Annotated in this window: 18 protein-coding genes; 9 read left to right on the forward strand and 9 right to left on the reverse strand. The window is 54.9% G+C overall.

The window, feature by feature from the left end; genetic code table 11:
* Window positions 1-29 precede the first annotated feature (29 nt).
* Window positions 30-1229 (forward strand): nicotinamide mononucleotide deamidase-related protein YfaY, encoded by a 1200-nt coding sequence (locus N7922_RS08185; protein ID WP_263100860.1) that lies wholly within the window; start codon window positions 30-32, stop codon window positions 1227-1229.
* A gap of 38 nt (window positions 1230-1267) precedes the next feature.
* Here the strand turns inward: N7922_RS08185 and glpC are convergent, their stop codons facing one another.
* The 3 genes from glpC to glpA are packed head-to-tail and all read right to left on the reverse strand — an operon-like array spanning window position 1268 to window position 5323.
* On the reverse strand, window positions 1268-2458 hold the full coding sequence (gene glpC, locus N7922_RS08190; protein WP_263100044.1) for an anaerobic glycerol-3-phosphate dehydrogenase subunit GlpC: 1191 nt from the start codon (window positions 2456-2458) through the stop codon (window positions 1268-1270).
* Window positions 2455-3711 (reverse strand): glycerol-3-phosphate dehydrogenase subunit GlpB, encoded by a 1257-nt coding sequence (gene glpB, locus N7922_RS08195; RefSeq protein ID WP_263100861.1) that lies wholly within the window; start codon window positions 3709-3711, stop codon window positions 2455-2457. Before glpB ends, glpC begins: the two co-directional genes overlap by 4 nt.
* Window positions 3701-5323 carry an anaerobic glycerol-3-phosphate dehydrogenase subunit A gene (glpA, locus tag N7922_RS08200; RefSeq protein WP_263100045.1) on the reverse strand — a complete coding sequence of 541 codons (1623 nt, stop codon included), beginning with the start codon at window positions 5321-5323 and terminating at the stop codon, window positions 3701-3703. The genes glpB and glpA overlap by 11 nt, the downstream gene beginning before the upstream one ends.
* A gap of 275 nt (window positions 5324-5598) precedes the next feature.
* On the opposite strand from glpA, the gene glpT reads away from it, so the two are divergent.
* Complete coding sequence (gene glpT, locus N7922_RS08205) at window positions 5599-6951, forward strand: glycerol-3-phosphate transporter (protein WP_263100046.1); 1353 nt, start codon at window positions 5599-5601, stop codon at window positions 6949-6951.
* 13 nt (window positions 6952-6964) lie between these two features.
* Entirely contained in the window at window positions 6965-8032 is a 1068-nt protein-coding gene (gene glpQ / locus N7922_RS08210; protein ID WP_263100862.1) for a glycerophosphodiester phosphodiesterase, read from the forward strand.
* A gap of 45 nt (window positions 8033-8077) precedes the next feature.
* Here glpQ and yfaE read toward each other — a convergent pair whose 3' ends face one another.
* The 4 genes from yfaE to ubiG all read right to left on the reverse strand — a co-directional run bounded on the left by yfaE (window position 8078) and on the right by ubiG (window position 12875).
* Window positions 8078-8332: a class I ribonucleotide reductase maintenance protein YfaE gene (gene yfaE / locus N7922_RS08215; RefSeq protein WP_061499845.1), complete on the reverse strand. Its 255-nt coding sequence runs from the start codon at window positions 8330-8332 to the stop codon at window positions 8078-8080.
* 2 nt (window positions 8333-8334) lie between these two features.
* Window positions 8335-9465: a class Ia ribonucleoside-diphosphate reductase subunit beta gene (gene nrdB / locus N7922_RS08220; RefSeq protein WP_263100047.1), complete on the reverse strand. Its 1131-nt coding sequence runs from the start codon at window positions 9463-9465 to the stop codon at window positions 8335-8337.
* A gap of 53 nt (window positions 9466-9518) precedes the next feature.
* Window positions 9519-11804 carry a class 1a ribonucleoside-diphosphate reductase subunit alpha gene (nrdA, locus tag N7922_RS08225; protein WP_263100049.1) on the reverse strand — a complete coding sequence of 762 codons (2286 nt, stop codon included), beginning with the start codon at window positions 11802-11804 and terminating at the stop codon, window positions 9519-9521.
* Between the two features lie 342 nt (window positions 11805-12146).
* Window positions 12147-12875, reverse strand: a complete 729-nt coding sequence (ubiG, locus tag N7922_RS08230; RefSeq protein ID WP_263100050.1) for a bifunctional 2-polyprenyl-6-hydroxyphenol methylase/3-demethylubiquinol 3-O-methyltransferase UbiG — start codon at window positions 12873-12875, stop codon at window positions 12147-12149.
* Window positions 12876-13033: 158 nt separating this feature from the next.
* On the opposite strand from ubiG, the gene gyrA reads away from it, so the two are divergent.
* Both gyrA and rcsC read left to right on the forward strand, forming a co-directional pair.
* The gene (gyrA, locus tag N7922_RS08235) at window positions 13034-15670 is read left to right on the forward strand and encodes a DNA topoisomerase (ATP-hydrolyzing) subunit A (protein WP_263100052.1); all 2637 of its coding nucleotides are present in this window, start codon (window positions 13034-13036) and stop codon (window positions 15668-15670) included.
* A 114-nt stretch (window positions 15671-15784) separates the two neighbouring features.
* Window positions 15785-18628: a two-component system sensor histidine kinase RcsC gene (gene rcsC, locus N7922_RS08240; protein ID WP_263100054.1), complete on the forward strand. Its 2844-nt coding sequence runs from the start codon at window positions 15785-15787 to the stop codon at window positions 18626-18628.
* A gap of 42 nt (window positions 18629-18670) precedes the next feature.
* Here rcsC and rcsB read toward each other — a convergent pair whose 3' ends face one another.
* A complete protein-coding gene (gene rcsB, locus N7922_RS08245) occupies window positions 18671-19321 on the reverse strand; it encodes a response regulator transcription factor RcsB (protein ID WP_017458563.1) in 651 nt (216 codons plus the stop codon).
* Between the two features lie 16 nt (window positions 19322-19337).
* On the reverse strand, window positions 19338-22007 hold the full coding sequence (gene rcsD, locus N7922_RS08250) for a phosphotransferase RcsD (RefSeq protein ID WP_263100055.1): 2670 nt from the start codon (window positions 22005-22007) through the stop codon (window positions 19338-19340).
* Window positions 22008-22849: 842 nt separating this feature from the next.
* Here rcsD and N7922_RS08255 point away from each other — a divergent pair.
* From N7922_RS08255 to alkB, 4 genes are all read left to right on the forward strand, one after another.
* A complete protein-coding gene (locus N7922_RS08255; protein ID WP_263100056.1) occupies window positions 22850-23989 on the forward strand; it encodes a porin OmpC in 1140 nt (379 codons plus the stop codon).
* A 109-nt stretch (window positions 23990-24098) separates the two neighbouring features.
* Window positions 24099-25136 carry an FAD:protein FMN transferase ApbE gene (gene apbE, locus N7922_RS08260; RefSeq protein WP_263100057.1) on the forward strand — a complete coding sequence of 346 codons (1038 nt, stop codon included), beginning with the start codon at window positions 24099-24101 and terminating at the stop codon, window positions 25134-25136.
* Window positions 25137-25208: 72 nt separating this feature from the next.
* Window positions 25209-26270: a bifunctional DNA-binding transcriptional regulator/O6-methylguanine-DNA methyltransferase Ada gene (ada, locus tag N7922_RS08265; protein WP_263100058.1), complete on the forward strand. Its 1062-nt coding sequence runs from the start codon at window positions 25209-25211 to the stop codon at window positions 26268-26270.
* Window positions 26270-26920, forward strand: coding sequence for a DNA oxidative demethylase AlkB (alkB, locus tag N7922_RS08270; RefSeq protein ID WP_263100059.1), 651 nt, complete (start codon window positions 26270-26272; stop codon window positions 26918-26920). Before ada ends, alkB begins: the two co-directional genes overlap by 1 nt.
* The last annotated feature ends 24 nt before the right edge of the window (window positions 26921-26944 follow it).

Below are 26944 nucleotides of genomic sequence, written 5' to 3' on the forward strand. Positions count from 1 at the left end.
TGTTTCAACCTCTATTACAGGAGTTAATGATGTTAAACGTAGAGATGCTGTCTACCGGCGATGAAGTGCTACACGGGCAGATTGTGGACACCAATGCTGCGTGGCTGGCGGATTTTTTCTTTAATCAGGGGTTGCCGTTAACACGCCGTAACACGGTGGGCGATAACCTTGACGATCTGGTTGCTATTCTGTGCGAACGTAGCGAGCATGCGGATGTGCTGATCGTTAATGGCGGTCTGGGGCCAACCAGTGATGATCTGAGCGCGCTGGCGGCAGCGACCGCAAAGGGCGAATCGTTAGTGCTGCATGAAGCGTGGTTGACGCAGATGGAGCGTTTTTTCAGCGAGCGTGGCCGCGTCATGGCGCCGAGCAACCGTAAACAGGCGGAAATTCCGGCCAGCGCAGAGCTGGTGGATAACCCTGTTGGTACCGCCTGCGGCTTTGCCATCCAACTGAACCGCTGCCTGATGTTCTTTACCCCAGGCGTGCCGTCTGAATTTAAAGTCATGGTTGAACGCGAGATCCTGCCGCGCCTTCGCGCACGGTTTACGCTGCCGGAACCGCCGGTATGCCTGCGTTTGACCACCTTCGGTCGTTCGGAAAGCGATCTGGCGCAAAGTCTGGCGCACCTCGAACTCCCGCCAGGGGTTGTGATGGGTTATCGCTCATCAATGCCGATCATCGAGCTGAAACTGACCGGCCCGGCGGAGCACCGTGCGGCAATGGAAGCGGTGTGGCCGGACGTTAAACGCGTGGCGGGCGAGAGCCTTATTTTTGAAGGGACAGTCGGTTTACCGGCCGTGCTGGCTGCGCGCCTGCGCGAACGCCAGTTGAGCCTGACCCTGAGCGAACAGTTCACCGGCGGGCTGGTGGCGTTGCAGCTTTCCCGTGCGGGTGCGCCGCTGCTGGTCAGCGAAGTGCTGCCCTCGCAGGCGGAAGAGCTGGCGCAAAGCGCACGCTGGACCACGGAGTTGCGTAACCGCCACCTTGCCGGACTGGCGTTGACGGTGACCGGGCTTGAAGACGATCACCTGAATTTTGCGCTGGCGACGCCGGACGGCACGCGCGCGCTGCGCGTGAAGTTCAACACCAACCGCCACGGGTTGGAGGTTCGCCAGGAAGTGTGCGCCATGATGGCGCTGAACATCCTGCGCCGCTGGCTTGAGGGCAAAGACATCGCCAGCGATCACGGCTGGATCAACGTCGTCGAGTCGCTTTCCGTCGAATAAACAGGATGCCGGGCACAGGCCCGGCAGATCTCTGTACGTCAGATTAAGGCCTGCGCCAGCAGGGTAATGGGGTGTTCACAGCGTTTGCTGGTGGACATCTCAATCTGCCATTTGCAGGTTTCACAATCCGTCACCACCAGGTCTGCGCCGCTGGCTTCGATTTGTGCAAACAGCGGCGCGCCAATGGCCTGCGACGTAGGGTAGTTTTCGCTTTTAAAACCGTACGTTCCGGCAATACCGCAGCAGCGGGAATCCAGCACTGTCAGCTCCAGCCCTGGAATGCGGCGCAACAGCTCCAATGTGTAGTGCGTCCAGCCCATTTTTTCCATATGGCACGGCGTGTGATAGACCACTTTCAGCGGCGTGGTTTTCAGGCTCAGGGAACGACCTTCATCCAGCATGCGCCAGATCCAGCGGGTCGCTAAATCGATATGCGCCCGCAGATGGCTGTTGTCGACATCCAGCAGATGCGGATACTCGTCACGCAGAGTGAACGCACAGGTGGAAGAGGTGGCAATCACCGGCAAACCTTGCGTGCCGATTGCCTGCTCCAGCGACGTTACGTTAAATTGCGCCTGTTTTTTGGCCTTGTCGAAAAAGCCGTTCGCGATCAGCGGGACGCCGCAGCATTTTTCCCGCTCCAGCAGTTGTACGCCGATGCCCATATTGTTCAGCACCCGCAGCAAATCTTTGCCCAGTTGCGGGTGGTTGTAGTTGACGTAGCAACCGTGGAAAAACGCCACCTGTTCCGGAAAGGCGCGCTGCTTGTCGGCAACGCTGCGATACCAGCGACGGAAAGTGCCGTGTGAGTACTTCGGCAGCGTCCGGTGGTGATCAATTTTCAGCGCCTTATCCAGCAACTGGCGCACCGGTTTGAGCGATGTTGCCGTGTTGACCAACGGCGCCATGGGCGTGGAAAGTGTGCCCATCAGGTCGGTGTGGCTCAGGATCGCGTTACGGATTGAGAGCTGTTTCGGCGCATGCTGTGCACGGGCGCGCTGAATAATATCGCCAATTTTTACGCCGGACGGGCAGGCTGTCTCACAGCGTTTGCAGTTGGTGCAATACTTCAGCGCCTCGTCATACAGCGCGGCATCTTTCAGGCGCAGCCGTTCGCCATCCGGGCCTGCCTGTTTCGGCCCAGGATAGGCAGGGTTCACCCGGCTGACCGGGCAGACGGTGGTGCAGACGGTGCATTTGATGCAACTTTCAAACTGGGTGGTGCTCATTGTTCGCCTCCCTGTGCGGCTATCTGCTGTGCGGCATGCAGTGCAGTGACGGCGCAAACGCCGCCGCCGCACCCCTGGGCAATGGCGTCAAATCCGCCTAACACCGAACCGACAACATACAGATTGTGGATGGCTTTCCCCTGACGCAGGGCGTGGAGCTGAGCGTCGGTTTGTACGCCAAATTGCTGCCATGGCTGCGTCTCGAAAATATCGTCCCGATACCAGTCGCTGCGTTTGTCGCATTGCAGCACATCCAGGTCAAACACCGCTTCCCGTACGCGGTCACGATCGGCGATCAGGCCATTACTGAAAAAGCTGCCGCTGGCGAGCACCACATGGCGGGCGCGTAACGGGATATCTTCATGTTTGCGGGTCCACAACTGCGTAACGCGGTCATCGTGGATATCGGCGTGGAGCACTTCATCGCCGGGCATCCAGCTTCCACCGCTGTGGATAAACCGTTGTTGCAGCAAAAATTGCATGCGCATGCCCGGTACTGACGGCGGCAGCGTCGGCAGTAAGCGCAGCGGGCACGCCAGTTGCTGGTTAAGCTGCGTAAATACGCTGCTATCCGTCAGGCCAACACATGCGGGCAGGTATAACATGTCGTACTGTTGACTCAGCGGGCGCAGCGCGTCATACAGGGCGGCATAGTGTTCCGGCGCATCCAGGTGGCGGGCAATGTTCACCGCACGAAATTCACTGGGGTTATCACGCAGTTTGTCGAGCACCGGCAACTCTATCTCTTCGGCATGGGCGTCGATACCGCGTTTACGCAAGGAGGCGGCGGCAAGCTGCGGTTGAAAGTCGGGAAAACCGCTGATGCCGATCACCCCGGTGCGCTGGTTGACGTCGGGTTTTAGCGGCACTTCCTCCGGACTCAGCCAGGCCCGGCGGAACGTACCTAATGGGGTAACCCGCAGGTGTGGCGTATCGACGTCACCCTGCAATGCCAGCCCGCAGTCGGCCAGCAGCGTCTGGGTTTGCTGCGCATAGTGGCGCACACGTTCTGCGCCCAGCAGGGCGTAAGGATGGGCGGGGTGGTGTTGCGCCAGCAGGGCGATGGCGCTGTTCAGGTCACGAACAGGCTGACCGTCCGGCAAGTGGGAGAGAAGATCCAGCGAGCCGGAGGAGAAACCCAGCGCGCTCTGACCCCGGCTGACAATGGCACAGCGCTGCCCGTTTTCACTCAGGCGAATACCGCATAACAGACCGGCAAGCCCGCCGCCGATAATAACCGTATCAAATCTCATCATCCGTCTCCTTTTCCAGCCCGCACAATCCCTGATAAACCCAGCGTGTAAATTCGCTTTCCCGCAGTGCATCGCCCCAGGCCACCGGTTTCACGCCTTTCCAGCGCTCATTGAGGAAATCCGCCAGTTGCGTCAGGGACTCGCTCTCGGTGGTGACATGCAGGCGGTTCAGTAACCCGGCTGCGCGACAGGCGCACAGCTCGCCCTGGCAGGTACCCATTCCCACACGGGTACGGCGGCGCAAATCGAGCAGTGAATGGACATTCAGGTTTTCCACCGCGTACTGCACTTCGCCAGCGGTCACGGCTTCGCATTCGCAGACCAGGCTGCGGTTATGCCTGTCGCTGCCCAGCCAGGCGGGTGTGCGGTCGCCATGGCGATACACCGCCGAACCGCGTAACGGTGTGGGCAGTGAGATAATTTTTCGCAGCGCCTGCTCGGTGGGTTCTTTTGAGCCAGGCAACGGTGCGCTGGCGGTGGTGCAAACTGCGCTGTGATTGAGCTTGCGGCATACCGCATCGGTCGCCCATTCCGCCATCAGGCGGTAGGTCATCAGTTTGCCGCCGGTAATGGTGATAAACCCTTCCAGCCCGTCACGTTGTGCGTGATCGAGCAGCACAATGCCCCGGCTGACGTTACGCCCGCTGGGGTCATCATCACTGGCCACCAGCGGACGCACACCGGCATAGGCACGTAAAATGCGGGTTTGCGCCATCACCGGCGCGAGTTTTTCCCCTTCACGCAGCAGGATATCCACCTCTTGCGGCGTGACGCGGGTATTGTCGATATCGTTGTAGTCAATATGCGTTGAGGTGGTGCCTATCAGCGAGATGGTGTCGCCCGGCACCAGAATATCGGCATCGGCGGGTTTCCTGCAGCGGTTGATAACGTGCTGATTAATGCGGTGGTCGAGGATTAACAACGCGCCTTTGGCCGGAAACATGCGAATGCGCAGATCGGCATATTCCGCAATGCGTTGCCCCCAGATCCCGGCGGCGTTGACCACCACTGGCGCATGCAGCTCCTGGGTTTCGCCGCTGGCGGCATGGCGGATGCGCACGCCACTGACGGTTTCACCGTTGCGGATAAGCCCGCACACCTCATGTCCGGTCAGGATCTTCGCGCCGTGTTCGCGCGCATCCAGCATATTGCTCGCGGTCAGGCGGAACGGATCGACCGTACCGTCAGGCACGCGCACCGCGCCGGTCAGCGTGGGGTTGACGCTGGGTTCCATACGGCGGGCTTCCTGCGGAGAGATAGCCTGCGCCGGAATACCGGCCTGCAGGCAGGCGTCGATAAACTGACGCTGATACACCAAATCATCTTCCGGCAGGGTAATAAACAGGCCATCGGTGGGTTCAATGCAGTGGCGGGCAATGCGTTTCAGGATCTGGTTTTCGGCAATACACTCCCGCGCCGATTCATTGTCGGTCACTGCATAGCGTGCGCCGCTGTGCAGCAAACCATGGTTACGCCCGGTCGCGCCGGTGGCGATATCGTGGCGCTCAAGCAGCACCGCGCGCAGGCCGCGCAGGGCGCAATCGCGGGCAATGCCGGCACCCGTCGCGCCGCCGCCAATAATGATCACATCGTAGTCACTGGAGTTGCGCATGTTCGCGTCCTTCTGTTCGACGTTCTTTAACGACCATTTAGCCACACTCTTGCTGTGGTTTGTTTGATATCGCGCATATTCGAGCAAGAAACGAAAGTGTGGTGCGCTTTTATGCGTGAATGGAGACTTTTGTCATATTTCTGTAACATTCTGTGCGACAACTCACCCTCTCTGATTAAAACTTTCAATACAATTCGCCGCGACTAACTGAGGTTATGTTCGTTTTCACTCATTGATGACAGGCATCATGAGTTCACCGCGCCACGGAGGCCGTTATGTTGAGCATTTTTAAACCTGCCACCCATCAGTCGCGTCTGCCCGCAGAGCAGATCGACCCGACCTACCGTCGTTTACGCTGGCAGATATTTCTGGGGATTTTCTTTGGTTACGCCGCCTATTACCTGGTGCGTAAAAACTTTGCGTTGGCGATGCCGTATCTGGTTGAGCAGGGGTTTTCGCGGGGAGATTTAGGCTTTGCGTTGTCGGGCATTTCAATCGCCTATGGTTTTTCAAAATTCATTATGGGTTCGGTGTCTGACCGTTCGAACCCGCGCGTGTTTCTGCCTGCCGGGTTGATTCTGGCGGCAGCGGTGATGCTGTTTATGGGCTTTGTGCCCTGGGCAACCTCCAGCATCGCCATCATGTTTGTGCTGCTGTTCCTGTGCGGTTGGTTCCAGGGCATGGGGTGGCCGCCGTGCGGGCGCACCATGGTGCACTGGTGGTCGCAGAAAGAGCGTGGCGGTATCGTGTCGGTATGGAACTGCGCGCATAACGTTGGCGGTGGTATTCCGCCGTTGCTGTTCCTGCTCGGTATGGCGTGGTTTAACGACTGGCATGCGGCGCTCTATATGCCTGCGTTTGGCGCGATCCTGGTGGCAATTTTTGCGTTCGCACTGATGCGTGATACCCCGCAATCCTGCGGTCTGCCGCCGATTGAAGAGTACAAAAACGATTACCCGGATGATTACAGCGATAAGCATGAAGAGGAGCTGTCGGCGAAACAGATCTTTATGCAGTACATCCTGCCCAATAAGCTGCTGTGGTACATCGCGGTGGCGAACGTCTTCGTTTATCTGCTGCGTTACGGCATTCTCGACTGGTCACCGACCTATCTGAAAGAGGTGAAGCACTTCGCGCTGGATAAATCCTCGTGGGCGTACTTCTTTTATGAATATGCGGGGATTCCCGGCACGCTGATTTGCGGCTGGATGTCGGACAAAGTCTTCCGCGGCAATCGCGGCGCGACCGGGGTGTTCTTTATGACGCTGGTGACCATCGCGACGATTGTTTACTGGTTAAACCCGGCGGGTAATCCGACCGTGGATATGGCCTGCATGATCGTGATTGGTTTCCTGATTTACGGCCCGGTGATGTTGATTGGTCTGCATGCGCTGGAGCTGGCGCCGAAAAAAGCCGCAGGCACAGCGGCGGGCTTTACCGGTCTGTTTGGTTATCTTGGCGGGTCGGTGGCAGCCAGCGCGATTGTTGGTTACACCGTGGACTTCTTCGGTTGGGATGGCGGCTTTATGGTGATGATTGGCGGTAGCATTCTGGCGGTATTGTTGCTGATTATCGTGATGATTGGCGAGAAGCGCCACCATGCAGATGTGCTTGCGCGTCGCCAGTAAGTAAGGAGCCATGATGAAAAGCACCTTCACCCGTATGACCACCGGTTTGCTGTTGGCGGGACTTGCCTCCTGCCAGGCGCTGGCGGCAGAGCAAATCGTTATTGCCCATCGCGGCGCCAGCGGCTATTTACCGGAGCACACCCTGCCGGCGAAAGCGATGGCCTATGCACAGGGCGCAGATTATCTCGAGCAGGATCTGGTGATGACCAAAGACGACCAGCTGGTCGTGTTGCACGATCATTACCTCGATCGCGTTACGGATGTGGCGGAGCGCTTCCCGGATCGCGCCCGTAAAGATGGCCGTTTTTACGCCATCGACTTTACGCTGGATGAGATCCGTTCGCTGAAATTCACCGAAGGCTTTGAGCTGGAGAAGGGAAAAAAAGTGCAGGTTTTCCCGGGGCGCTTCCCGATGGGCAAATCCGATTTCCGTATTCATACCTTTGAAGAGGAGATCGAGTTTGTGCAGGGGCTGAATCACTCCACCGGTAAAAACATCGGCATCTACCCGGAAATCAAAGCGCCGTGGTTCCACCACCAGGAAGGGAAAGACATTGCCGCGAAGACGCTGGACGTGCTGAAAAAGTACGGCTACACCAGCAAGCAGGACAAGGTGTATCTGCAATGCTTTGACGCCAATGAACTGAAGCGTATTAAGCATGAACTGGAGCCGCAGAGGGGGATGGATCTCAATCTGGTTCAGCTGATTGCCTATACCGACTGGAAAGAGACGCAGGAGAAGCAGGCGGACGGCAAATGGGTGAACTACAGCTACGACTGGATGTTTACACCCGGTGCGATGAAACAGATTGCGCAGTACGCCGACGGGATAGGCCCGGATTACCATATGCTGGTGGCGAAAGGCTCAACGCCAGGGCACGTTACGCTGACGGCGATGGTAAAAGAGGCGCATGCCAGCCATTTGCAGGTGCATCCGTTTACCGTGCGCGCGGACAAACTGCCGGGTTATGCCAGCAATGTGGACCAGCTGTATCAGGTGTTGTATCGCCAGGCGGGCGTTGACGGTGTATTTACCGATTTCCCGGACAAAGCCGTGCAGTTTCTTCACCGGCAACCGTAAATAAAAAAGGCCTGAAAAGGCCTTTTTTTATGACGCTGACCCGGCTTACATCTCGATTTCAATGTCGCCTTTTGCCCGGCAGCAGCAGGGCAAAATTTCCCCGTCGTTGATAAAAGCCAGTGGTTCGGCAATCCAGTCCACCTGGCCTGCCACCAACCGGCAGCGGCAGGAGCCGCAGTAGCCTTCGCGGCACTGGTACTCCACTTCAACCTGTTGTGATTCCAGCGCCACCAGCAAAGAGGGGTGTTCATCCCGGCACAGGACCTGGGTGCCGGAAAGACGCAGCGTGATGCGGCTCATCATCAGAGCTGGAAGTTGCTCAAGTCGTCAGTATCCACTTCCGCGTCGATCTGACCAACGAGGTAGGAGCTGACTTCCACTTCCTGCGGCGCCACCTGCACGTTATCGGAGACCAGCCAGGTGTTGATCCACGGAATCGGGTTGGAGCGGGTCTGGAACGGTAAATCGAGGCCCACCGCCTGCATACGGATGTTGGTGATGTACTCGATGTACTGGCAGAGAATGTCTTTGTTCAGGCCGATCATCGAGCCGCCCTGGAACAGGTACTCCGCCCACTCTTTTTCCTGCAATGCCGCCTGCACGAACAGGTCATAGCACGCTTGTTTACACTCTTGCGCAATCTCCGCCATTTCCGGATCGTCCACGCCGGAACGCAACAGGTTCAGCATATGCTGGGTGCCGGTCAGATGCAGCGCTTCATCACGGGCGATCAGACGGATGATTTTTGCATTGCCTTCCATCAGTTCGCGCTCGGCGAAGGCGAAGGAGCAGGCAAAGCTGACGTAGAAGCGAATCGCCTCCAGCGCATTGACGCTCATCAGGCACAGGTAGAGTTTCTTTTTCAACTCGCGCAGGTTCACGGTGACGGTTTTGCCGTTTACCGTGTGCGTGCCTTCACCCAGCAGATGCCAGTAGCTGGTCATCTCGATCAGGTCATCATAGAAGTGCGAAATACCTTCTGCGCGCTTGAGGATCTGCTCGTTGGTGACGATGTCGTCAAACACCACCGCCGGATCGTTAACGATATTGCGGATAATGTGGGTGTAAGAGCGGGAGTGTATCGTCTCTGAGAACGCCCAGGTTTCGACCCAGGTTTCCAGTTCCGGAATGGAAATCAGCGGCAGCAGTGCGACGTTCGGGCTGCGGCCCTGAATGGAGTCCAGCAGCGTCTGGTACTTCAGGTTGCTGAGGAAGATATGTTTTTCATGTTCCGGCAGTGCCTGAAAGTCGATGCGATCGCGGGAAACGTCCACTTCTTCCGGACGCCAGAAGAAGGAAAGTTGCTTTTCAATCAGCTTTTCGAAGATGTCATATTTTTGCTGATCGTAGCGCGCCACGTTAACCGGCTGGCCGAAGAACATCGGTTCCTGCAGCTGATCGTTTTTCGTCTGTGAAAAAGTGGTGTATGCCATTGAATGTGGGTCCTGTCTTGCGAAAGAAAAGGGCGGGTTTCCCCGCCCCTTTGTTAGATCTTACATGCGCCGCTTTCGCAGCCGTCATCCTGGATGGAAGGCACCAGGTCATCCTGGGCATCTTCTGCGCCATCGCGGGTGTTCTGATAATACAGCGTCTTCACACCAAATTTGTAGGCGGTGAGCAGGTCTTTCAGCAATTGTTGCATCGGCACTTTACCCGACGGGAAACGTGACGGATCGTAGTTGGTGTTCGCTGAAATCGACTGGTCGATAAACTTCTGCATGATGCCAACCAGTTGCAGGTAGCCGTCATTGTTCGGCATTTCCCACAGCAGTTCATAGGCAGTGCTCAGTTTTTCGTAGTCCGGCACGACCTGGCGCAGGATCCCGTCTTTCGATGCTTTGATGCTTACATGACCGCGCGGCGGCTCAATGCCGTTGGTGGCGTTGGAGATCTGCGACGACGTCTCTGACGGCATCAGCGCGGAGAGCGTGGAGTTACGCAGACCGTGCGTTTTGATGGATTCGCGAAGCGCTTCCCAATCGTAATGCAGCGGCTCGTTGGTAATGCCGTCGAGATCTTTCTTGTAGGTATCGATCGGCAGAATACCCTGCGAGTAGGTGGTTTCGTTAAACCACGGGCACGCGCCTTGCTCTTTCGCCAGCTCGTTCGAGGCTTTCAGCAACCAGTACTGAATGGCTTCAAACGTCTGATGCGTCAGGTTATTGGCGCTGCCGTCGGAGTAACGTTTACCGTTTTTCGCCAGCCAGTAAGCAAAGTTAATGACGCCAATACCCAGCGTACGGCGGCCCATCGCACCGCGTTTTGCGGCGGGGATCGGGTAATCCTGATAGTCGAGCAGGGCATCCAGCGCACGTACCGCCAGCGTTGCCAGCTCTTCCAGCTCATCGAGGTTTTTAATCGCCCCGAGGTTAAACGCGGAAAGCGTACAGAGCGCGATTTCGCCGCTCTCGTCGTTGACGTCGTCCAGCGGTTTGGTCGGCAGCGCGATTTCCAGGCACAGGTTGGACTGACGAACCGGCGCAACCACCGGATCGAACGGGCTGTGCGTATTGCAGTGGTCCACGTTCTGAATGTAGATACGGCCGGTAGAGGCGCGTTCCTGCATCATCAGCGAGAAGAGTTCGACGGCTTTCACACGCTGTTTGCGGATGCTGTCGTCTTTTTCGTATTTCGTGTACAGGCGTTCAAATTCGTCCTGATCGGCGAAGAACGCGTCGTACAGCCCCGGAACGTCGGACGGGCTGAACAGAGTGATCTCTTCCCCTTTCAGCAGGCGGGTGTACATCAGTTTGTTGATCTGCACGCCGTAGTCCATATGACGCACGCGGTTGCCTTCGACGCCGCGGTTATTTTTCAGTACCAGCAGGCTTTCGACTTCCAGGTGCCACATCGGGTAGAACAGTGTGGCCGCACCGCCACGTACGCCGCCCTGAGAGCAGGATTTCACCGCTGTCTGGAAGTGTTTGTAGAACGGGATACAGCCGGTGTGGAAGGCTTCGCCGCCACGGATCGGGCTACCCAGCGCACGGATGCGACCGGCGTTGATGCCGATGCCGGCACGCTGGGAAACGTATTTCACAATCGCGCTGGAGGTGGCGTTAATGGAATCCAGGCTGTCGCCGCACTCGATCAGTACGCAAGAACTGAACTGACGGGTAGGGGTACGCACGCCGGACATGATCGGCGTCGGCAGCGAAATTTTGAACGTGGATACCGCATCGTAGAAACGCTTTACATAATCCAGACGGGTTTCACGCGGGTAGTTCGAGAACAGGCACGCTGCAACCAGGATATAGAGGAACTGCGCGCTCTCGTAGATCTCGCCGGTCACGCGGTTCTGAACCAGATACTTGCCTTCAAGCTGTTTTACCGCAGCGTAGGAGAAGTTCATATCACGCCAGTGATCGATAAACCCATCCATCTGCTTGAACTCTTCTTCCGTGTAGTCTTCCAGCAGATGATGATCGTATTTGCCCAGTTCGATCATTTTGGTGACGTGATCAAACAGAGCCGGCGGTTCGAACTGACCGTAAGCTTTTTTACGCAGGTGGAAAATCGCCAGACGCGCTGCCAGATATTGGTAATCCGGCGCGTCGCGGGAGATCAGGTCCGCGGCAGCTTTAATAATGGTTTCGTGAATGTCAGACGTTTTGATCCCATCATAGAACTGAATGTGTGAACGCAGCTCGACCTGAGAGATGGAGACGTTATTCAGCCCTTCTGCCGCCCAATCCAGCACCCGATGAATTTTGTCGAGATTGATGCGCTCTGTGCCACCGTCACGCTTTGTCACCAGCAGACTCTGATTCATGTGATTACCTGTCCGTGAAATAAAAGTATCCCCCCTTTATCCACAGTCAGACGCTGTGACTAACTCTGTGGATAAATACTAGATATAGGGGGTTTGCGATAAGAAAAACGCTATATGGTGAGTATTCTAGTAAGGATTCTTTTCAGTACAAGAGTTGATTTTGAGGTTAAATTGAGGTTGCGAAAGCGTAATAATCGCTAAGTCCTCGTACCGTAAGGCCTGGCGGGGATGTCAATATTTCGCAAAAAAAAATGAATTTTTGATCAAGTGCTGATTTCTTCATCGGGAATGACAACTGCGCAGTTTGACACTGCGCAATCTTTATAACTTTAACTGATGACCTTAGTCGTTTTTTGCCGTTGTATGTAACATGTAATTAACATCAACGCCCGGCCCTAAGGTAAATTTATCCAGTAACGGATTATAGTGTAACCCGGTGATGTGACGCTCTTTTAACACGGTGCCATCGACCCAGGTGAGCAACTCGGCAGGTTTGATGAATTTTTTCACGTCGTGTGTACCTTTCGGCACCATCCGCAGCACATATTCCGCACCGACCACCGCCATCAGCCAGGCTTTGCCGTTGCGATTAATGGTGGAAAAGAACACGTGGCCGCCAGGTTTTACCAGCTGCGCACAGGCTTTCACGACGGATTGCGGGTCCGGTACGTGCTCCAGCATCTCCATACAGGTGACGACGTCGTATTGCCCGGCGTGTTTCGCCGCATGCTCTTCGACGGTTTCCTGCACGTAATTCACCTGAATGCCCGATTCCAGCGCATGTAAGCGCGCGACCTGCAAAGGTTCAAACCCCATATCCAGGCCGGTGACGTTGGCGCCTTCGCGCGCCATGCTCTCCGCCAGAATACCGCCGCCGCAGCCCACATCCAGCACGTTTTTCCCAAACAGGCCATCCGCATGCCCGGCGATATAGTTCAGGCGCAGGGGGTTAATGCGGTGCAGGGGTTTAAACTCACCCTCTTTATCCCACCAGCGCGAGGCGACCGCTTCAAATTTGGCGATTTCAGCATGATCAACGTTCTGAGCGACCGACGATTTTTCGGCATTCATGGGGGCAATTACTCCTCTCAAAAGTAGACTGCCGAGTATATCAGGCCGACGGGATGAATAAACCTTTGCGCGGGTGTTATAGATTTACCTGTCTCAAAGCGGTTGTGTTATAATTTGCGACCTTTGAATCCGGGATACAGTAGAGGGATAGCGGTTAGATGAGCGACCTTGCGAGAGAAATTACACCGGTTAACATTGAGGAAGAGCTGAAAAGCTCCTATCTGGATTATGCGATGTCGGTCATTGTCGGCCGTGCGCTTCCGGACGTCCGAGATGGCTTAAAACCGGTTCACCGTCGCGTACTTTACGCCATGAACGTATTGGGCAATGACTGGAATAAAGCCTACAAAAAATCTGCCCGTGTCGTTGGTGACGTAATCGGTAAATACCATCCTCATGGTGATTCCGCGGTGTATGACACCATTGTCCGTATGGCGCAGCCGTTCTCGCTGCGTTACATGCTGGTTGATGGTCAGGGTAACTTCGGTTCCATCGATGGTGACTCCGCGGCGGCGATGCGTTATACGGAAATCCGCCTGGCGAAGATCGCCCATGAATTGATGGCCGATCTGGAAAAAGAGACGGTGGATTACGTCGATAACTACGACGGCACCGAAAAAATTCCTGATGTAATGCCTACCAAGATCCCGAACCTGCTGGTTAACGGTTCTTCGGGTATCGCGGTCGGTATGGCGACTAACATTCCGCCGCACAACCTGACGGAAGTGATCAACGGCTGTCTGGCCTATATCGACAATGAAGACATCAGCGTTGAAGGGCTGATGGAGCACATTCCGGGGCCGGACTTCCCAACCGCCGCCATTATTAATGGCCGTCGCGGCATTGAAGAGGCTTACCGCACCGGTCGCGGCAAAATCTATATTCGCGCCCGCGCAGAAGTGGAAACCGATGCGAAAAGCGGTCGTGAAACAATCATCGTTCACGAAATTCCGTATCAGGTGAACAAAGCGCGTCTGATCGAGAAGATCGCCGAGCTGGTAAAAGACAAACGCGTGGAAGGCATCAGCGCGCTGCGTGACGAGTCTGATAAAGACGGCATGCGCATCGTGATTGAAGTGAAGCGCGATGCGGTGGGCGAAGTGGTGCTGAACAACCTCTACTCCCAGACGCAACTGCAGGTCTCCTTCGGCATTAACATGGTTGCTCTGCACCATGGTCAGCCGAAGATCATGACGCTGAAAGAGATCCTGGCGGCGTTTGTACGCCACCGCCGTGAAGTGGTGACGCGCCGTACGATTTTCGAACTGCGTAAAGCGCGCGATCGTGCGCATATACTCGAAGCGCTGGCGGTTGCGCTGGCGAATATCGACCCGATCATTGAACTGATCCGTCGTGCGCCGACACCGGCGGAAGCGAAAGCGGGCCTGATCGCACAGCCGTGGGATCTGGGTAATGTCGCCTCTATGTTGGAGCGCGCCGGTGATGACGCTGCGCGTCCGGAGTGGCTGGAGCCGGAGTTCGGGATTCGCGATGGTAAATACTATCTGACCGAACAGCAGGCACAGGCGATTCTGGATCTGCGCTTGCAGAAACTGACCGGCCTTGAGCATGAAAAACTGCTCGAAGAGTACAAAGAGCTGCTGGAGCAGATCGCTGAACTGCTGCACATTCTTGGTAGCGCAGAGCGCCTGATGGAAGTGATCCGCGAAGAGCTTGAGCTGGTTCGCGAACAGTTTGGCGATGCGCGTCGCACGGAAATTACCGCCAATACCGCGGATATCAATATCGAAGACCTGATCAACCAGGAAGACGTTGTTGTCACGCTGTCGCATCAGGGCTATGTGAAGTATCAGCCGCTGACCGATTACGAAGCTCAGCGTCGTGGTGGGAAAGGGAAATCCGCTGCGCGTATTAAAGAAGAAGACTTTATTGACCGCCTGCTGGTGGCCAACACCCACGACACGATCCTCTGCTTCTCCAGCCGTGGTCGTCTGTACTGGATGAAGGTTTACCAGTTGCCGGAAGCGAGCCGTGGTGCGCGTGGTCGTCCGATCGTTAACCTGCTGCCGCTGGAGCCGAACGAACGTATTACGGCGATCCTGCCAGTGCGTGAATACGAAGAGGGCGTTAACGTCTTTATGGCCACCGCCAGCGGCACCGTGAAGAAAACAGCGCTGACCGAATTCAGCCGTCCGCGCTCTGCGGGTATTATCGCTGTCAACCTGAATGAAGGCGACGAGCTGATTGGCGTGGATCTGACCTCGGGCAATGACGAAGTGATGCTGTTCTCCGCCGCCGGTAAAGTGGTGCGCTTTAAAGAGGGCGCGGTGCGTGCGATGGGTCGTACGGCGACCGGCGTACGCGGCATTAAGCTTGCCGGAAACGACAGCGTCGTTTCGCTGATTGTTCCGCGTGGCGAAGGCGCCATCCTGACAGTGACGCAGAACGGTTACGGTAAACGTACCGCGGAAACCGAGTACCCGACTAAATCTCGTGGTACGCAGGGCGTTATCTCCATCAAGGTCACCGAGCGTAATGGTGCTGTGGTGGGCGCGGTGCAGGTTGATGATTGCGATCAGATCATGATGATTACCGATGCCGGTACGCTGGTGCGTACGCGCGTGTCTGAAATCAGCGTGGTGGGCCGTAATACCCAGGGCGTTATTCTGATCCGCACCGCGGAAGACGAAAACGTGGTGGGGCTGCAACGTGTCGCTGAGCCGGTGGACGACGAAGAGCTGGACTCCATCGACGGTAGCGTAGCGGAAGGGGACGATGATATCGCGCCGGAAGCTGACACCGATGATGATGTCGCAGACGACGACGCCGAATAATGCGTTTCAAAGGGCCGGTTTCCGGCCCTTTTTCATGGCCGTTGCGGGCTTCGCGTTTTACCGCTACCTTAACCACACCCTTTTTTATCTTCCTTGTGGCGGAGTTTTTCCAGGTTGAAATACCTTGTCTCTTTTCGCAGTACCCTGAAAGTCTCCCGCTATCTGTTCAGGGCGCTGGCGCTACTGCTTTGGCTATTGATTGCCTTTTTCTCCGTCTTCTACATCGTTAACGCCCTGCATGATAAAGAGTCCGAAATCCGCCAGGAGTTTAACTTAAGTTCCGATCAGGCGCAGCGCTATATCCAGCGCACCTCGGATGTGATGAAAGAGCTGAAGTACATTGCTGAGAATCGCCTGACGGCGGAAAACGGCATTCTCACTTCGCGCAACCGCGACGATAAAACCGATGTGCCGACGTTTTCGCCGCTGTTCCCGGATTCCGACTGTTCAGCGATGGGCAATTCCTGGCGCGGCTCGCTGGAGTCGCTGGCCTGGTTTATGCGCTACTGGCGCGACAATTTCTCTGCGGCTTACGATCTCAACCGCGTATTTTTAATCGGCAGCGATAATCTCTGTATGGCGGATTTCGGCCTACGGGATCTGCCCGTTGAGCGGGATGACACCCTGAAAAGCCTGCACGAACGCATTGTGAAATACCGCAATGCGCCACAGGATGAACGCAGTAACAATGTCTACTGGATGAGCCAGGGGCCGCGTCCGGGTATTGGCTACTTTTATGCGCTGACGCCCGTCTATCTGGGGAATCGTCTGCAGGCGCTGCTGGGTACTGAGCAATCTATCCGCATGGAGAATTTCTTTACCCCAGGCAGTTTGCCGATGGGGGTCACGATTCTCGATGAAAGCGGACACACGCTGATTTCGCTCGCCGGGCAGGATAACGGGATTTCTGCTGATCCGCGCTGGATGCAGGAGCGCTCCTGGTTTGGTTATACCTCCGGTTTTCGCGAGCTGATCCTGAAAAAGAGCCTGCCGCCGTCGTCGCTGAGCGTGGTCTACTCCGTACCGGTTGATATGGTGCTGGAGCGCATTCGTATGCTGATCCTCAACGCCGTGTTGCTCAACGTGCTGGTGGGCGTGGCGCTGTTTACCCTCGCGCGAATGTATGAACGACGTATTTTCATTCCGGCGGAAAACGATGCACAGCGGCTGGAAGAACATGAGCAGTTCAACCGCAAGATTGTTGCCTCGGCGCCGGTCGGAATCTGTATTCTGCGTACTCAGGATGGGACCAATATCCTGAGTAACGAACTGGCGCATAACTACCTGAATATGCTGACGCATGAAGATCGGCAGCGGCTGACGCAGATCATTTGCGGCCAGCAGGTCAATTTCGTCGATGTGCTGACCAGCAATAACACCAACCTGCAAATTAGCTTCGTCCACTCGCGTTATCGTAATGAAAACGTGGCGATTTGCGTGCTGGTGGACGTCTCTGCGCGCGTAAAAATGGAAGAGTCGTTGCAGGAGATGGCGCAAGCGGCAGAACAGGCAAGTCAGTCGAAATCGATGTTCCTTGCGACCGTCAGCCATGAGCTGCGCACGCCGCTGTATGGCATTATTGGCAACCTCGACCTGCTGCAAACGAAAGAGCTGCCGAAAGGGGTCGACAGGCTGGTGACGGCGATGAATAACTCCTCCAGTCTGTTGCTGAAAATCATCAGCGATATTCTCGATTTCTCGAAAATTGAGTCCGAGCAGTTGAAGATTGAACCGCGCGAGTTTTCTCCGCGTGAAGTGATGAGTCATATCACCGCGAACTATTTGCCGCTGGTAGTGCGTAAACAGCTCGGGCTGTACTGCTTTATCGAACCCGATGTTCCCGCAACGCTCAATGGCGACCCGATGCGTTTGCAACAGGTGATCTCTAACCTGTTGAGCAATGCCATCAAATTTACCGATATCGGCTGCATTATTTTGCACGTCCAGCGCGATGAGGATTACCTCAGCATCCGTGTACGGGACACTGGCGTCGGCATTCCTGGTAAAGAAGTGGTGCGGTTGTTTGATCCTTTCTTCCAGGTCGGGACCGGTGTGCAGCGTAACTTCCAGGGAACCGGGCTGGGGCTGGCGATTTGCGAAAAGCTGATCAGCATGATGGATGGCGATATTTCGGTAGATACCGAACCGGGCATGGGTAGCCAGTTTACTATTCGTATTCCGCTGTATGGCAGCGTGCCTCCTGCGCCGGTGGAAGTGGCTGGACTGGCTGATACCTGCTGCTGGTTGGCGGTGCGTAATGCGTCACTGTCCGGGTATCTGGAAACCTTGCTTAAGTGGCAGGGGATCACGGTGAAACAGTATGACGGGCGGACGCCAGGCAACCTGGACACGCTGATCACCGACGATGAACTCTCCTCGCCATGGACCGGCCGCGCAGTGGTGACTTTCTGCCGTCGCCACATTGGCATTCCGCTGGAGCGTGCGCCGGGAGAATGGTTGCACAGCGTGGCATCTCCGCACGATCTGCTGGCGCTGTTAGGGCGTATTTATCGCGTGCAGGTTGTTGAAGATCAGGTTGACGCCTTGCCAGAAACGGTTATCGAGGCCGCGCGCAATGACGATATGATGATTCTGGTGGTGGACGATCATCCTATCAACCGGCGTTTGCTGGCCGATCAACTGGGTTCGCTGGGGTATCAATGTAAAACCGCGAACGATGGCGTGGATGCGCTGAATGTTCTGAGCAAGAACCATATCGACATCGTTCTGAGCGATGTCAACATGCCGAATATGGATGGTTACCGTCTGACGCAACGTATTCGCCAGCTTGGCCTGACGCTGCCAGTGATTGGCGTAACGGCCAATGCGCTGGCAGAAGAGACGCAGCGCTGTCTGGAGTCGGGGATGGATAGCTGTCTGTCTAAACCGGTCACGCTGGATGTGATCAGGCAAACACTGGCGGCTTATGCCACGCGAGTCAGAAACAACCGGCGGTAATGTGGATAAAAAGAACCCCGGCAGAGGCCGGGGTTTCGGGAATTACTCTTTTTCCGTTTGCGTCAGCGTGACGGAGGAGAGGTAGTTCAGCAGCGCGATATCGTTGTCCACGCCCAGTTTCATCATTGCGGATTTTTTCTGGCTACTGATAGTCTTGATACTGCGGTTCAGTTTTTTGGCGATTTCCGTTACCAGGAAACCTTCTGCAAACAGACGCAGTACTTCGCTCTCTTTCGGTGACAGACGTTTGTCGCCATAACCCCCGGCGCTGATTTTCTCCAGCAGGCGGGAAACGCTTTCCGGGGTGAACTTCTTCCCTTTTTGCAGCGCTGCCAGCGCTTTCGGCAGATCGGTCGGCGCGCCCTGTTTCAGCACGATGCCTTCAATGTCCAGATCCAGTACAGCACTCAGGATTGCCGGGTTGTTATTCATGGTCAGCACAATAATCGACAGCGTCGGGAAATGACGCTTAATGTACTTGATCAACGTGATGCCATCGCCGTACTTGTCGCCTGGCATTGACAGATCGGTGATCAATACATTTGCCTCAAGTTTCGGCAGGTTGTTGATGAGCGCTGTAGAGTCTTCAAATTCACCGACTACATTGACCCATTCGATTTGTTCGAGTGACTTACGAATACCGAACAGTACAATCGGATGGTCATCGGCAATAATTACGTTCATATTGTTCATGTATTAGGCTACCTTGCTACAGCAAGCTCTTGACGTAAGCGTCAATGTCGCTGATGTAATTTTCTATACCTGGAGCATCTGATTCACGAATTAATTGCTCCAGCGTTTCGCATAACTGCTTACCAGGTACCAGATTAAGCATGGCAAACACGCCTTTCAAGCGGTGTGCCGTCTGCGCCAGCGCAGCGAAATCGCTCAACGCCGACTCAGTATACAACCTCTTAACATCATCGGGTACTGTGTCAACAAACAGCGCGTAATAGCCGCTGGCGTGGAGTTCGGCGTTTTCGTCACCCCCCAAAGGCGACTCCGGTACATCCTCCTGCGCCAGTTGCTCCTCAATAAGCTGCAATATTGCTCCTTGCATTGCATTGCTCATATTAAAGTTGACGCGCAACTGACCAGGGCCAATTTTCCGCACGCCTGCCTCATCATCGCTTAAAAGCAAGCCCGAGGCAGTAAGATTAGACGGATTATCTGTCAAAAAGAGATCATATTCTTGACTCGAAAGCCGTTCATCCGGGGAAATACAGCTTGCGCCCCAGTTTTCCAACTGGCGAACGACAATATTGCGGATTTCAACCGAGGTAATATCAATCATCGCCACGACGTCATCGAGCAATTTTTCTTCGCTTTCTTCCTGCTGCGGACGGGCGGCCATTTTCACATGCAGTGAATAGCGGGTGCCAAGATCTTCCCGTGCCTTGATGTTCAAATGCCCACCCAGTTTTCTGGCCAGTTGATCGCATAACCAGAAGGTGAGGGCATCGGCTTTACCGTACTGGTCGCCTTGTGTGGGATTCAGGAACGGGAAGTGCAGATTATCGATTTCACTGTTGTTCACCCCAACGCCGGTGTCGAGGATACGGAACGTCAGACGATCGCCCGCTGACTCGTCCATATTCACCTCAAGGGTGATTTTGCCCATCTGCGTGGTTGTTACCGCATATTGGATCAGCAGCAGCAATATCCTGCGCAGCGCGTCACGGTCACCGTGGCGTTCTTCGTTCGCTGGAAGATGGTTGTTAATCAGCAACTGCAGGCCTTTGCGTTTGATGACCGGCAGAACGTCCGGCACCACTTCATCGATCAAATCCTGGATGGAGAACAGAGTTGACGAGCCTTTCCAGCTATCGCTTTCCAACATGTTCGCCAGTTGGATCTCATCAACCAGTTGCACCAGCCTGTCGGCGTGATCCGCCAACTGGTTGCCTTCCTCGGTTTGTAACGCGGCGGCTTCGCTGGCCAGCGTTTTCACCGGCAGTTTCAGCGCATCCGCGAGATTGTTCATAAAGATGGCGCGGCCCTGTTGGTTTTTTTCATACAGACGCTGCGCCTGTTTCAACTTTTTATTCACCAGCACTTCTCTGTCCTGGTCGCGAATAATAAAGATCTGCGTGCGCGAGGCAACCTGGCTGCGGAACTGACGGATCTCGTACAGCTCATTATTTACCGTCGCCTGAATCACACCCTGATGCTGGTCCGCCATGGCGGTGATGTTTTGCAGATTCAGGTGCGGTAAGAGATGGTCGGCAATCTTATTACTCAACACCGTGCGGTTCGCTTCCAGGTCATGCACAAGCAGACCGAGCGGCAGCAGTGAAACGATCTCTTCATTAAAGGCGCGCATCACGCGCAGCTCATTACTCGTACCGGCAGGCACCAGCGTATCGTTTTTACGTCCCGTTTGATGGCGGAAGGTGGTGTAGCCGAACAGCGCCAGCGCAAGCAGGCCGATATTCAGCAGTAATGGCAGTAAGATATTTTGCAGGGTATCAAGCAGGAGTGTGCCAAACGGCACCTGCCAGATCAGCCGCAGCCCGGTGCCGTTAAGCGAAGAGGAGATCTCGATTTTAGCGCTGTTAAAATTGACCGAGGCGCTGTCGGCGGCGTCTTTATCCTGCGTACGCGCGTTTGTTTGCGCGGTATCGGGGTCAAGGCGAAAGCTGTCCAGCGTCATCCCCGGAGGAATCAGATCGTTAATCGGCAGATCAAATGCGACGACGGTCGCCAGATGCCCAGGCTGGTTAAACGTTGTGCGCAGCGTAAAGTAGTGCCCATTTTGCCAGGCCAGACGGCGCAGAGGAGAGAAACTTTCGCGCTCATCCAGCGCATTGGCCTGCTGCAACATTTCCGCCCGGCGGGAGTCGACAATATTGCTGATAGTGGTGTCTTTAAAGCCGGAGGAGAGATCTTTCAGCGGCAGCGTGGAGACCAGGATCATGCTGTTGTCCTGGCCATTGAGGTAGTACATCGACCATGGCACCGTTTCTGCACCCCAGAGCGTATCCAGATAGGTGGAGATACGCTGGGTCATTTCCAGAGTGGAGCTGTCATGCGAGCCGAAGATCAGCGCTTCGGTTTTTCGCCGGGTTTTTTCCAGGTAGTAGACATCCTGTTTTAACCGGGTTTCCTGCAGACCATCACTGGGACTGGAAGCGGGTGCCGCGGCGATATTGTCGTAGATCTGCCAGGTTGCGTAGCGCCAGGTATCTATACGTTTATGAATCGCATGCGTCACATCGACGATTTGATAGCTTTTATCCTTTAGCCAGGCGTTGACCGCACTTTGGATCATCACGCCTAACGTCACCAGCAGGACAATTATCAGCAAAAGAAAGAAACGGGTAATGTTGCCCGGTATCAGGGAAAATTTGCCAGGGATCATTGTGTCAGATCGACTCATTCGTGTGTGTAACCCGTTATGACAACACTGCCAGGACATTCAGCGGTGTTCGCTGAGACAATGTTGCTGCCATGCCGTAAGAACCGCCTGTTGTCTGCGCGGCGTACTAATAGATGTCGTGTTGCAGAGCAGTGCACAGCAGGCAGTATATCGGTTAATCAATGAATTTCCAGACTCTCTTTCAGTGAATGCCTGACGCCTTATTGAAGCAGGCGCTTCGGTAAGCGCAGCGGTAAAAATGTACAACGGCATAAAAACCGTACAAATATTTACCGTTACGCTTTAGAAAGATCGCACGAAATAACAAGAAATTAATTATGCCGATATGGCAATAGGAAAAATCTGGCATGGATATTGATTAATTAATAGTCGTTACAAATAGTGATTATATGTATATTGATATTCAAGATGAGTAAAGAAAGGTAAAAAAAAACCGAATGCGAAGCATCCGGTCATAAGAGGGGTAAACAGACATTCAGATTCGAATGACGGTAATAAATAAAGTTAATGATGATAGCGTTGATAATATTAGTTGCGATCGAAGATCAGGGTTTTGCATTCAGTGCTATAACATTATTTTTATTTAACTTACTGTATTTTAAGTGATTTTTAATATTTTTTGATTATTTGTGCGCTATTTTTTAGCTATTTGTGCTAAAAAAAGTTCCCTCATATTTACATTTTGAAACACCTATTGATGAATATGAAACATCTTAAAAGTTTTCGTATCATATTCTAGTTGGATTATTCTTCTTTTTTAGAGAGAATGAATTTGCCAACTGATTAGAGGGTTAGTCAGTAAGCAGTGGCAATAAAAATGCATATAACAGAGGGTTAATAAAATGAAAGTTAAAGCACTATCCCTCCTGGTACCGGCTCTGCTGGTAGCAGGCGCAGCAAATGCGGCTGAAGTTTATAACAAAGATGGCAACAAATTAGATCTGTACGGTAAAGTCGACGGCCTGCACTATTTCTCCGACGACAAAGGCAATGATGGTGATAAGACGTACGTGCGTTTCGGCTTCAAAGGCGAAACTCAGGTTAACGATCAGGTCACTGGCTACGGTCAATGGGAATACAACGTTCAGGCGAACGATAGCGAATCCGCCAGCGATCAGGCATGGACCCGTCTGGCATTCGCCGGTATCCGCGTGGCTGACGCCGGTTCTATCGACTATGGTCGTAACTACGGCGTGATCTACGACGTAACCTCCTGGACTGACGTATTGCCGGAATTTGGCGGTGATACCTACGGTTCTGATAACTTCATGCAATCCCGTGCTAACGGCGTTGCAACTTACCGTAACACCGACTTCTTCGGTCTGGTTAATGGCCTGAACTTTGCACTGCAGTATCAAGGCAAAAACGGCAGCGTAAGCGGTGAAAACAACAGCGGTCGTAGCACATTGCAACAGAATGGCGACGGTTACGGCGCATCTCTGACCTACGATCTGGGTGCAGGCTTCAGCGTGGGTGGTGCAATGTCTTCTTCCCGCCGTACAGCTGACCAGAACGCAACCAGCGCTGCACTGTACGGTGAAGGCGACCGTGCTGAAGTGTACAGCGGCGGTCTGAAATACGACGCCAACAATATCTACCTGGCGGCGCAGTACACTCAGACCTACAACGCAACCCGTTTTGGTACCTCTAACGGCTCCAGCCCGTCCGACGCTTACGGTTTTGCTAACAAAGCGCAAAACTTCGAAGTGGTTGCACAGTACCAGTTCGATTTCGGTCTGCGTCCGTCCATCGCTTACCTGCAGTCCAAAGGTAAAGACATCACCAACAACACCGGTACGGTTAACTACGGTGATCAGGATATCCTGAAATACATCGATGTTGGCGCGACCTACTACTTCAACAAAAACATGTCCACCTATGTTGATTACAAAATCAACCTGCTGGATGAAAACGAGTTCACTCGTGCTGCCGGTATCGGTACCGACAACATCGTTGGCGTAGGTCTGGTTTACCAGTTCTAAGTCAGCAACCAACATTATTCAGGGGCCGAAAGGCCCCTTTTTTATTGTCGGTATCTTTTAAATAGAACGATTTGGTGTACGCTTGCCGCCAGCAAGGAGGTCACAAAACATGGCGATAACTTTTCTTCGTGCCGGCATGATGGCGGCGCTTTTATTACTGGCGGGTTGCGACAACGGCGAACAGGCAAAGCCGACGGTGCTCGAAGGCAAAACGATGGGTACCTGGTGGCGTGTCAGCGTGGTGGATATCAACACGCAACAGGCGCAGGCGTTGCAGCAAAAAATTCAGGCTCAACTGGATGGTGACGACCACTTACTGTCCACATGGAAGAACGACTCAGCGCTGATGCGTTTTAACCACGCCACCAGCACCGCGCCCTGGCCCGTCAGCGCTGCCATGGCGGATATCGTCACCACGTCGTTGCGCGTTGGCGAGAAAACCGACGGTGCGATGGATATTACCGTGGGACCTCTGGTGAATTTGTGGGGCTTCGGGCCGGACAAACAGCCAGTCAAAACGCCGGAACAGGCGCAGATTGACGCGGCGAAAGCGCGTACAGGCCTGGCGCATTTAATGGTAATTAACCGCGCAGGTGAGCAGTTCCTGCAAAAAGATCTGCCCGATCTGTTTGTTGACTTATCGACAGTGGGCGAGGGTTATGCAGCGGATCATCTGGCGCGACTGATGGAGCAGGAAGGGATCGCTCGCTACCTGGTGTCCGTTGGCGGTGCGCTCGCCAGTCGTGGCATGAATGCCCAGGGGCAACCCTGGCGCGTGGCGATTCAGAAACCTACCGATCGCGAAAATGCCGCCCAGGCGGTTGTGGACATTAACGGTCACGGCATCAGCACTTCCGGCAGCTACCGTAATTACTACGAGCTTGATGGTAAACGCATCTCGCACATTATTGATCCACGCAGCGGGCGACCGATCCAGCATGCGCTGGTCTCCGTTACAGTGATCGCGCCAACGGCGCTGGAAGCGGATGCCTGGGACACCGGTCTGATGGTGCTCGGTACTGAGCAGGCAAAAGAGGTCGTGAAGCGCGAAGGGTTGGCGGTATTTATGATAATCAAACAGGGAGAGGGGTTCACCACCTGGATGTCGCCGCAGTTCTCCGCCTTTTTGATCAGCGAAAAAAATTAAACCGCAAGATTGCAGGTGTCTGATGGCGAGCTAACGGGCACAGTGAGGCTAAGCTTATATGAGGAGCCTGACATGAATAACGCCATTTTATCTGATGAACAGCGCTGGCAGGCGGTGCTGGCGCGCAGCCCACAGGCCGATGGTCAGTTCGTTTTTGCCGTACTGACCACCGGTATTTTCTGCCGCCCCTCCTGCACGGCGCGCCATGCGTTGCGCCAGAATGTGCGTTTTTACCCGGATGCGCAAAGCGCCGTGGCTGCCGGGTTTCGTCCGTGCAAACGCTGCCAGCCGGATACCATCCACCCGCAGCAACAGCGGCTGGATAAAATCGCCAATGCCTGCCGTCTGTTAGAGCAGGATGCGCCTGTCACACTGGCGCGGCTTGCTGAGCAGGCGGCGATGAGCCCCTACCATTTTCATCGCTTATTTAAGTCCGCCACCGGGATGACGCCAAAAGCCTGGCAACAGGCATTTCGCGCCCGGCGCTTACGCGCGACGCTTGTGGACAGTGACACCGTTACCGACGCGGTGCTGGCGGCGGGTTTCCCGGACAGCAGCACGTATTACCGCCATGCAGACGCCTCGCTGGGTATGACTGCGCGTCAGTTCCGTGCGGGAGGCGACGATACGGAGGTCTGGTTTACTCTGAGCGACTGTTCGCTGGGACGCTGCCTGGTGGCAGAGAGTGCGCGGGGTATTTGCGCCATTTTGCTGGCAGACAGTGATGAGCCACTGATTGCTGAACTGAGTGCTATCTTTCCGCATGCGCATCGGGCGCAGGGAAATGAAGCCTTTACCCGCCGTGTGACGCAGGTGATCCAGCGCATCGACAATGCGGATTCCCCCTTCACGCTGCCGCTGGATCTGCGCGGAACGGCATTTCAACTGCGGGTGTGGCAGGCGTTGCGTGAAATCCCGGTGGGGGAGACCATGAGTTACCAGGCACTGGCGCAAAAGATAGGCAAACCTTGCGCAGTGCGGGCCGTTGCCAGCGCCTGTGCGGCGAACAAACTGGCGATTGTTATTCCCTGTCACCGCGTGGTGCGGGGCGATGGTGCACTCTCCGGTTATCGCTGGGGGACGGCGCGCAAAGCGCAATTGCTGCGACGGGAAGAAAATAAAGAGGAGACCTGATGCTCGATCTGTTTGCGGATGAAGAACCCTGGCTGGAGCCACTGGCGCCTGGCGCCGTGGTGCTGAGGCGTTTTGCCCTGCCGCACGTCGAGGCGTTGATGCAAGGGATCGCACAGGTTACCAGCCAGTCGCCGCTGCGCCATATGGTTACCCCCGGCGGGTACACCATGTCTGTGGCAATGACCAATTGCGGCGCGCTTGGCTGGACCACCGATCAGCACGGTTACCTCTATGCACCCGTCGATCCGCAAACCCGTCGTCCGTGGCCGGAGATTCCTGAGGCATTCCTGGCGCTGTGCCAGCAGGCCAGCGTTGCTGCGGGATACCCGGACTTCCGACCGGATGCCTGTTTGATCAACCGTTATGCACCTGGCGCGAAGCTCTCGCTGCATCAGGATAAGGATGAACCGGACCTGCGCGCGCCTATCGTTTCGGTGTCTCTGGGGTTGCCGGCAATATTTCAGTTCGGCGGGCTTAAACGCAATGATCCGCTGCAACGGCTGATGCTGGAGCACGGGGACATTGTGGTCTGGGGCGGTGAGTCGCGGCTCTATTATCATGGCATTGCGCCGCTGAAAACGGGTTACCACCCGATCACCGGCGAATGCCGTTACAATCTGACTTTTCGTCATGCCAGTAATAGCGAATAAAAATAAGAATTATTCTTGATGTAA

Origin of the sequence: Kosakonia sp. ML.JS2a (assembly GCF_025642095.1) — a bacterium.
In the GTDB taxonomy this organism is placed as follows: Bacteria; Pseudomonadota; Gammaproteobacteria; order Enterobacterales; family Enterobacteriaceae.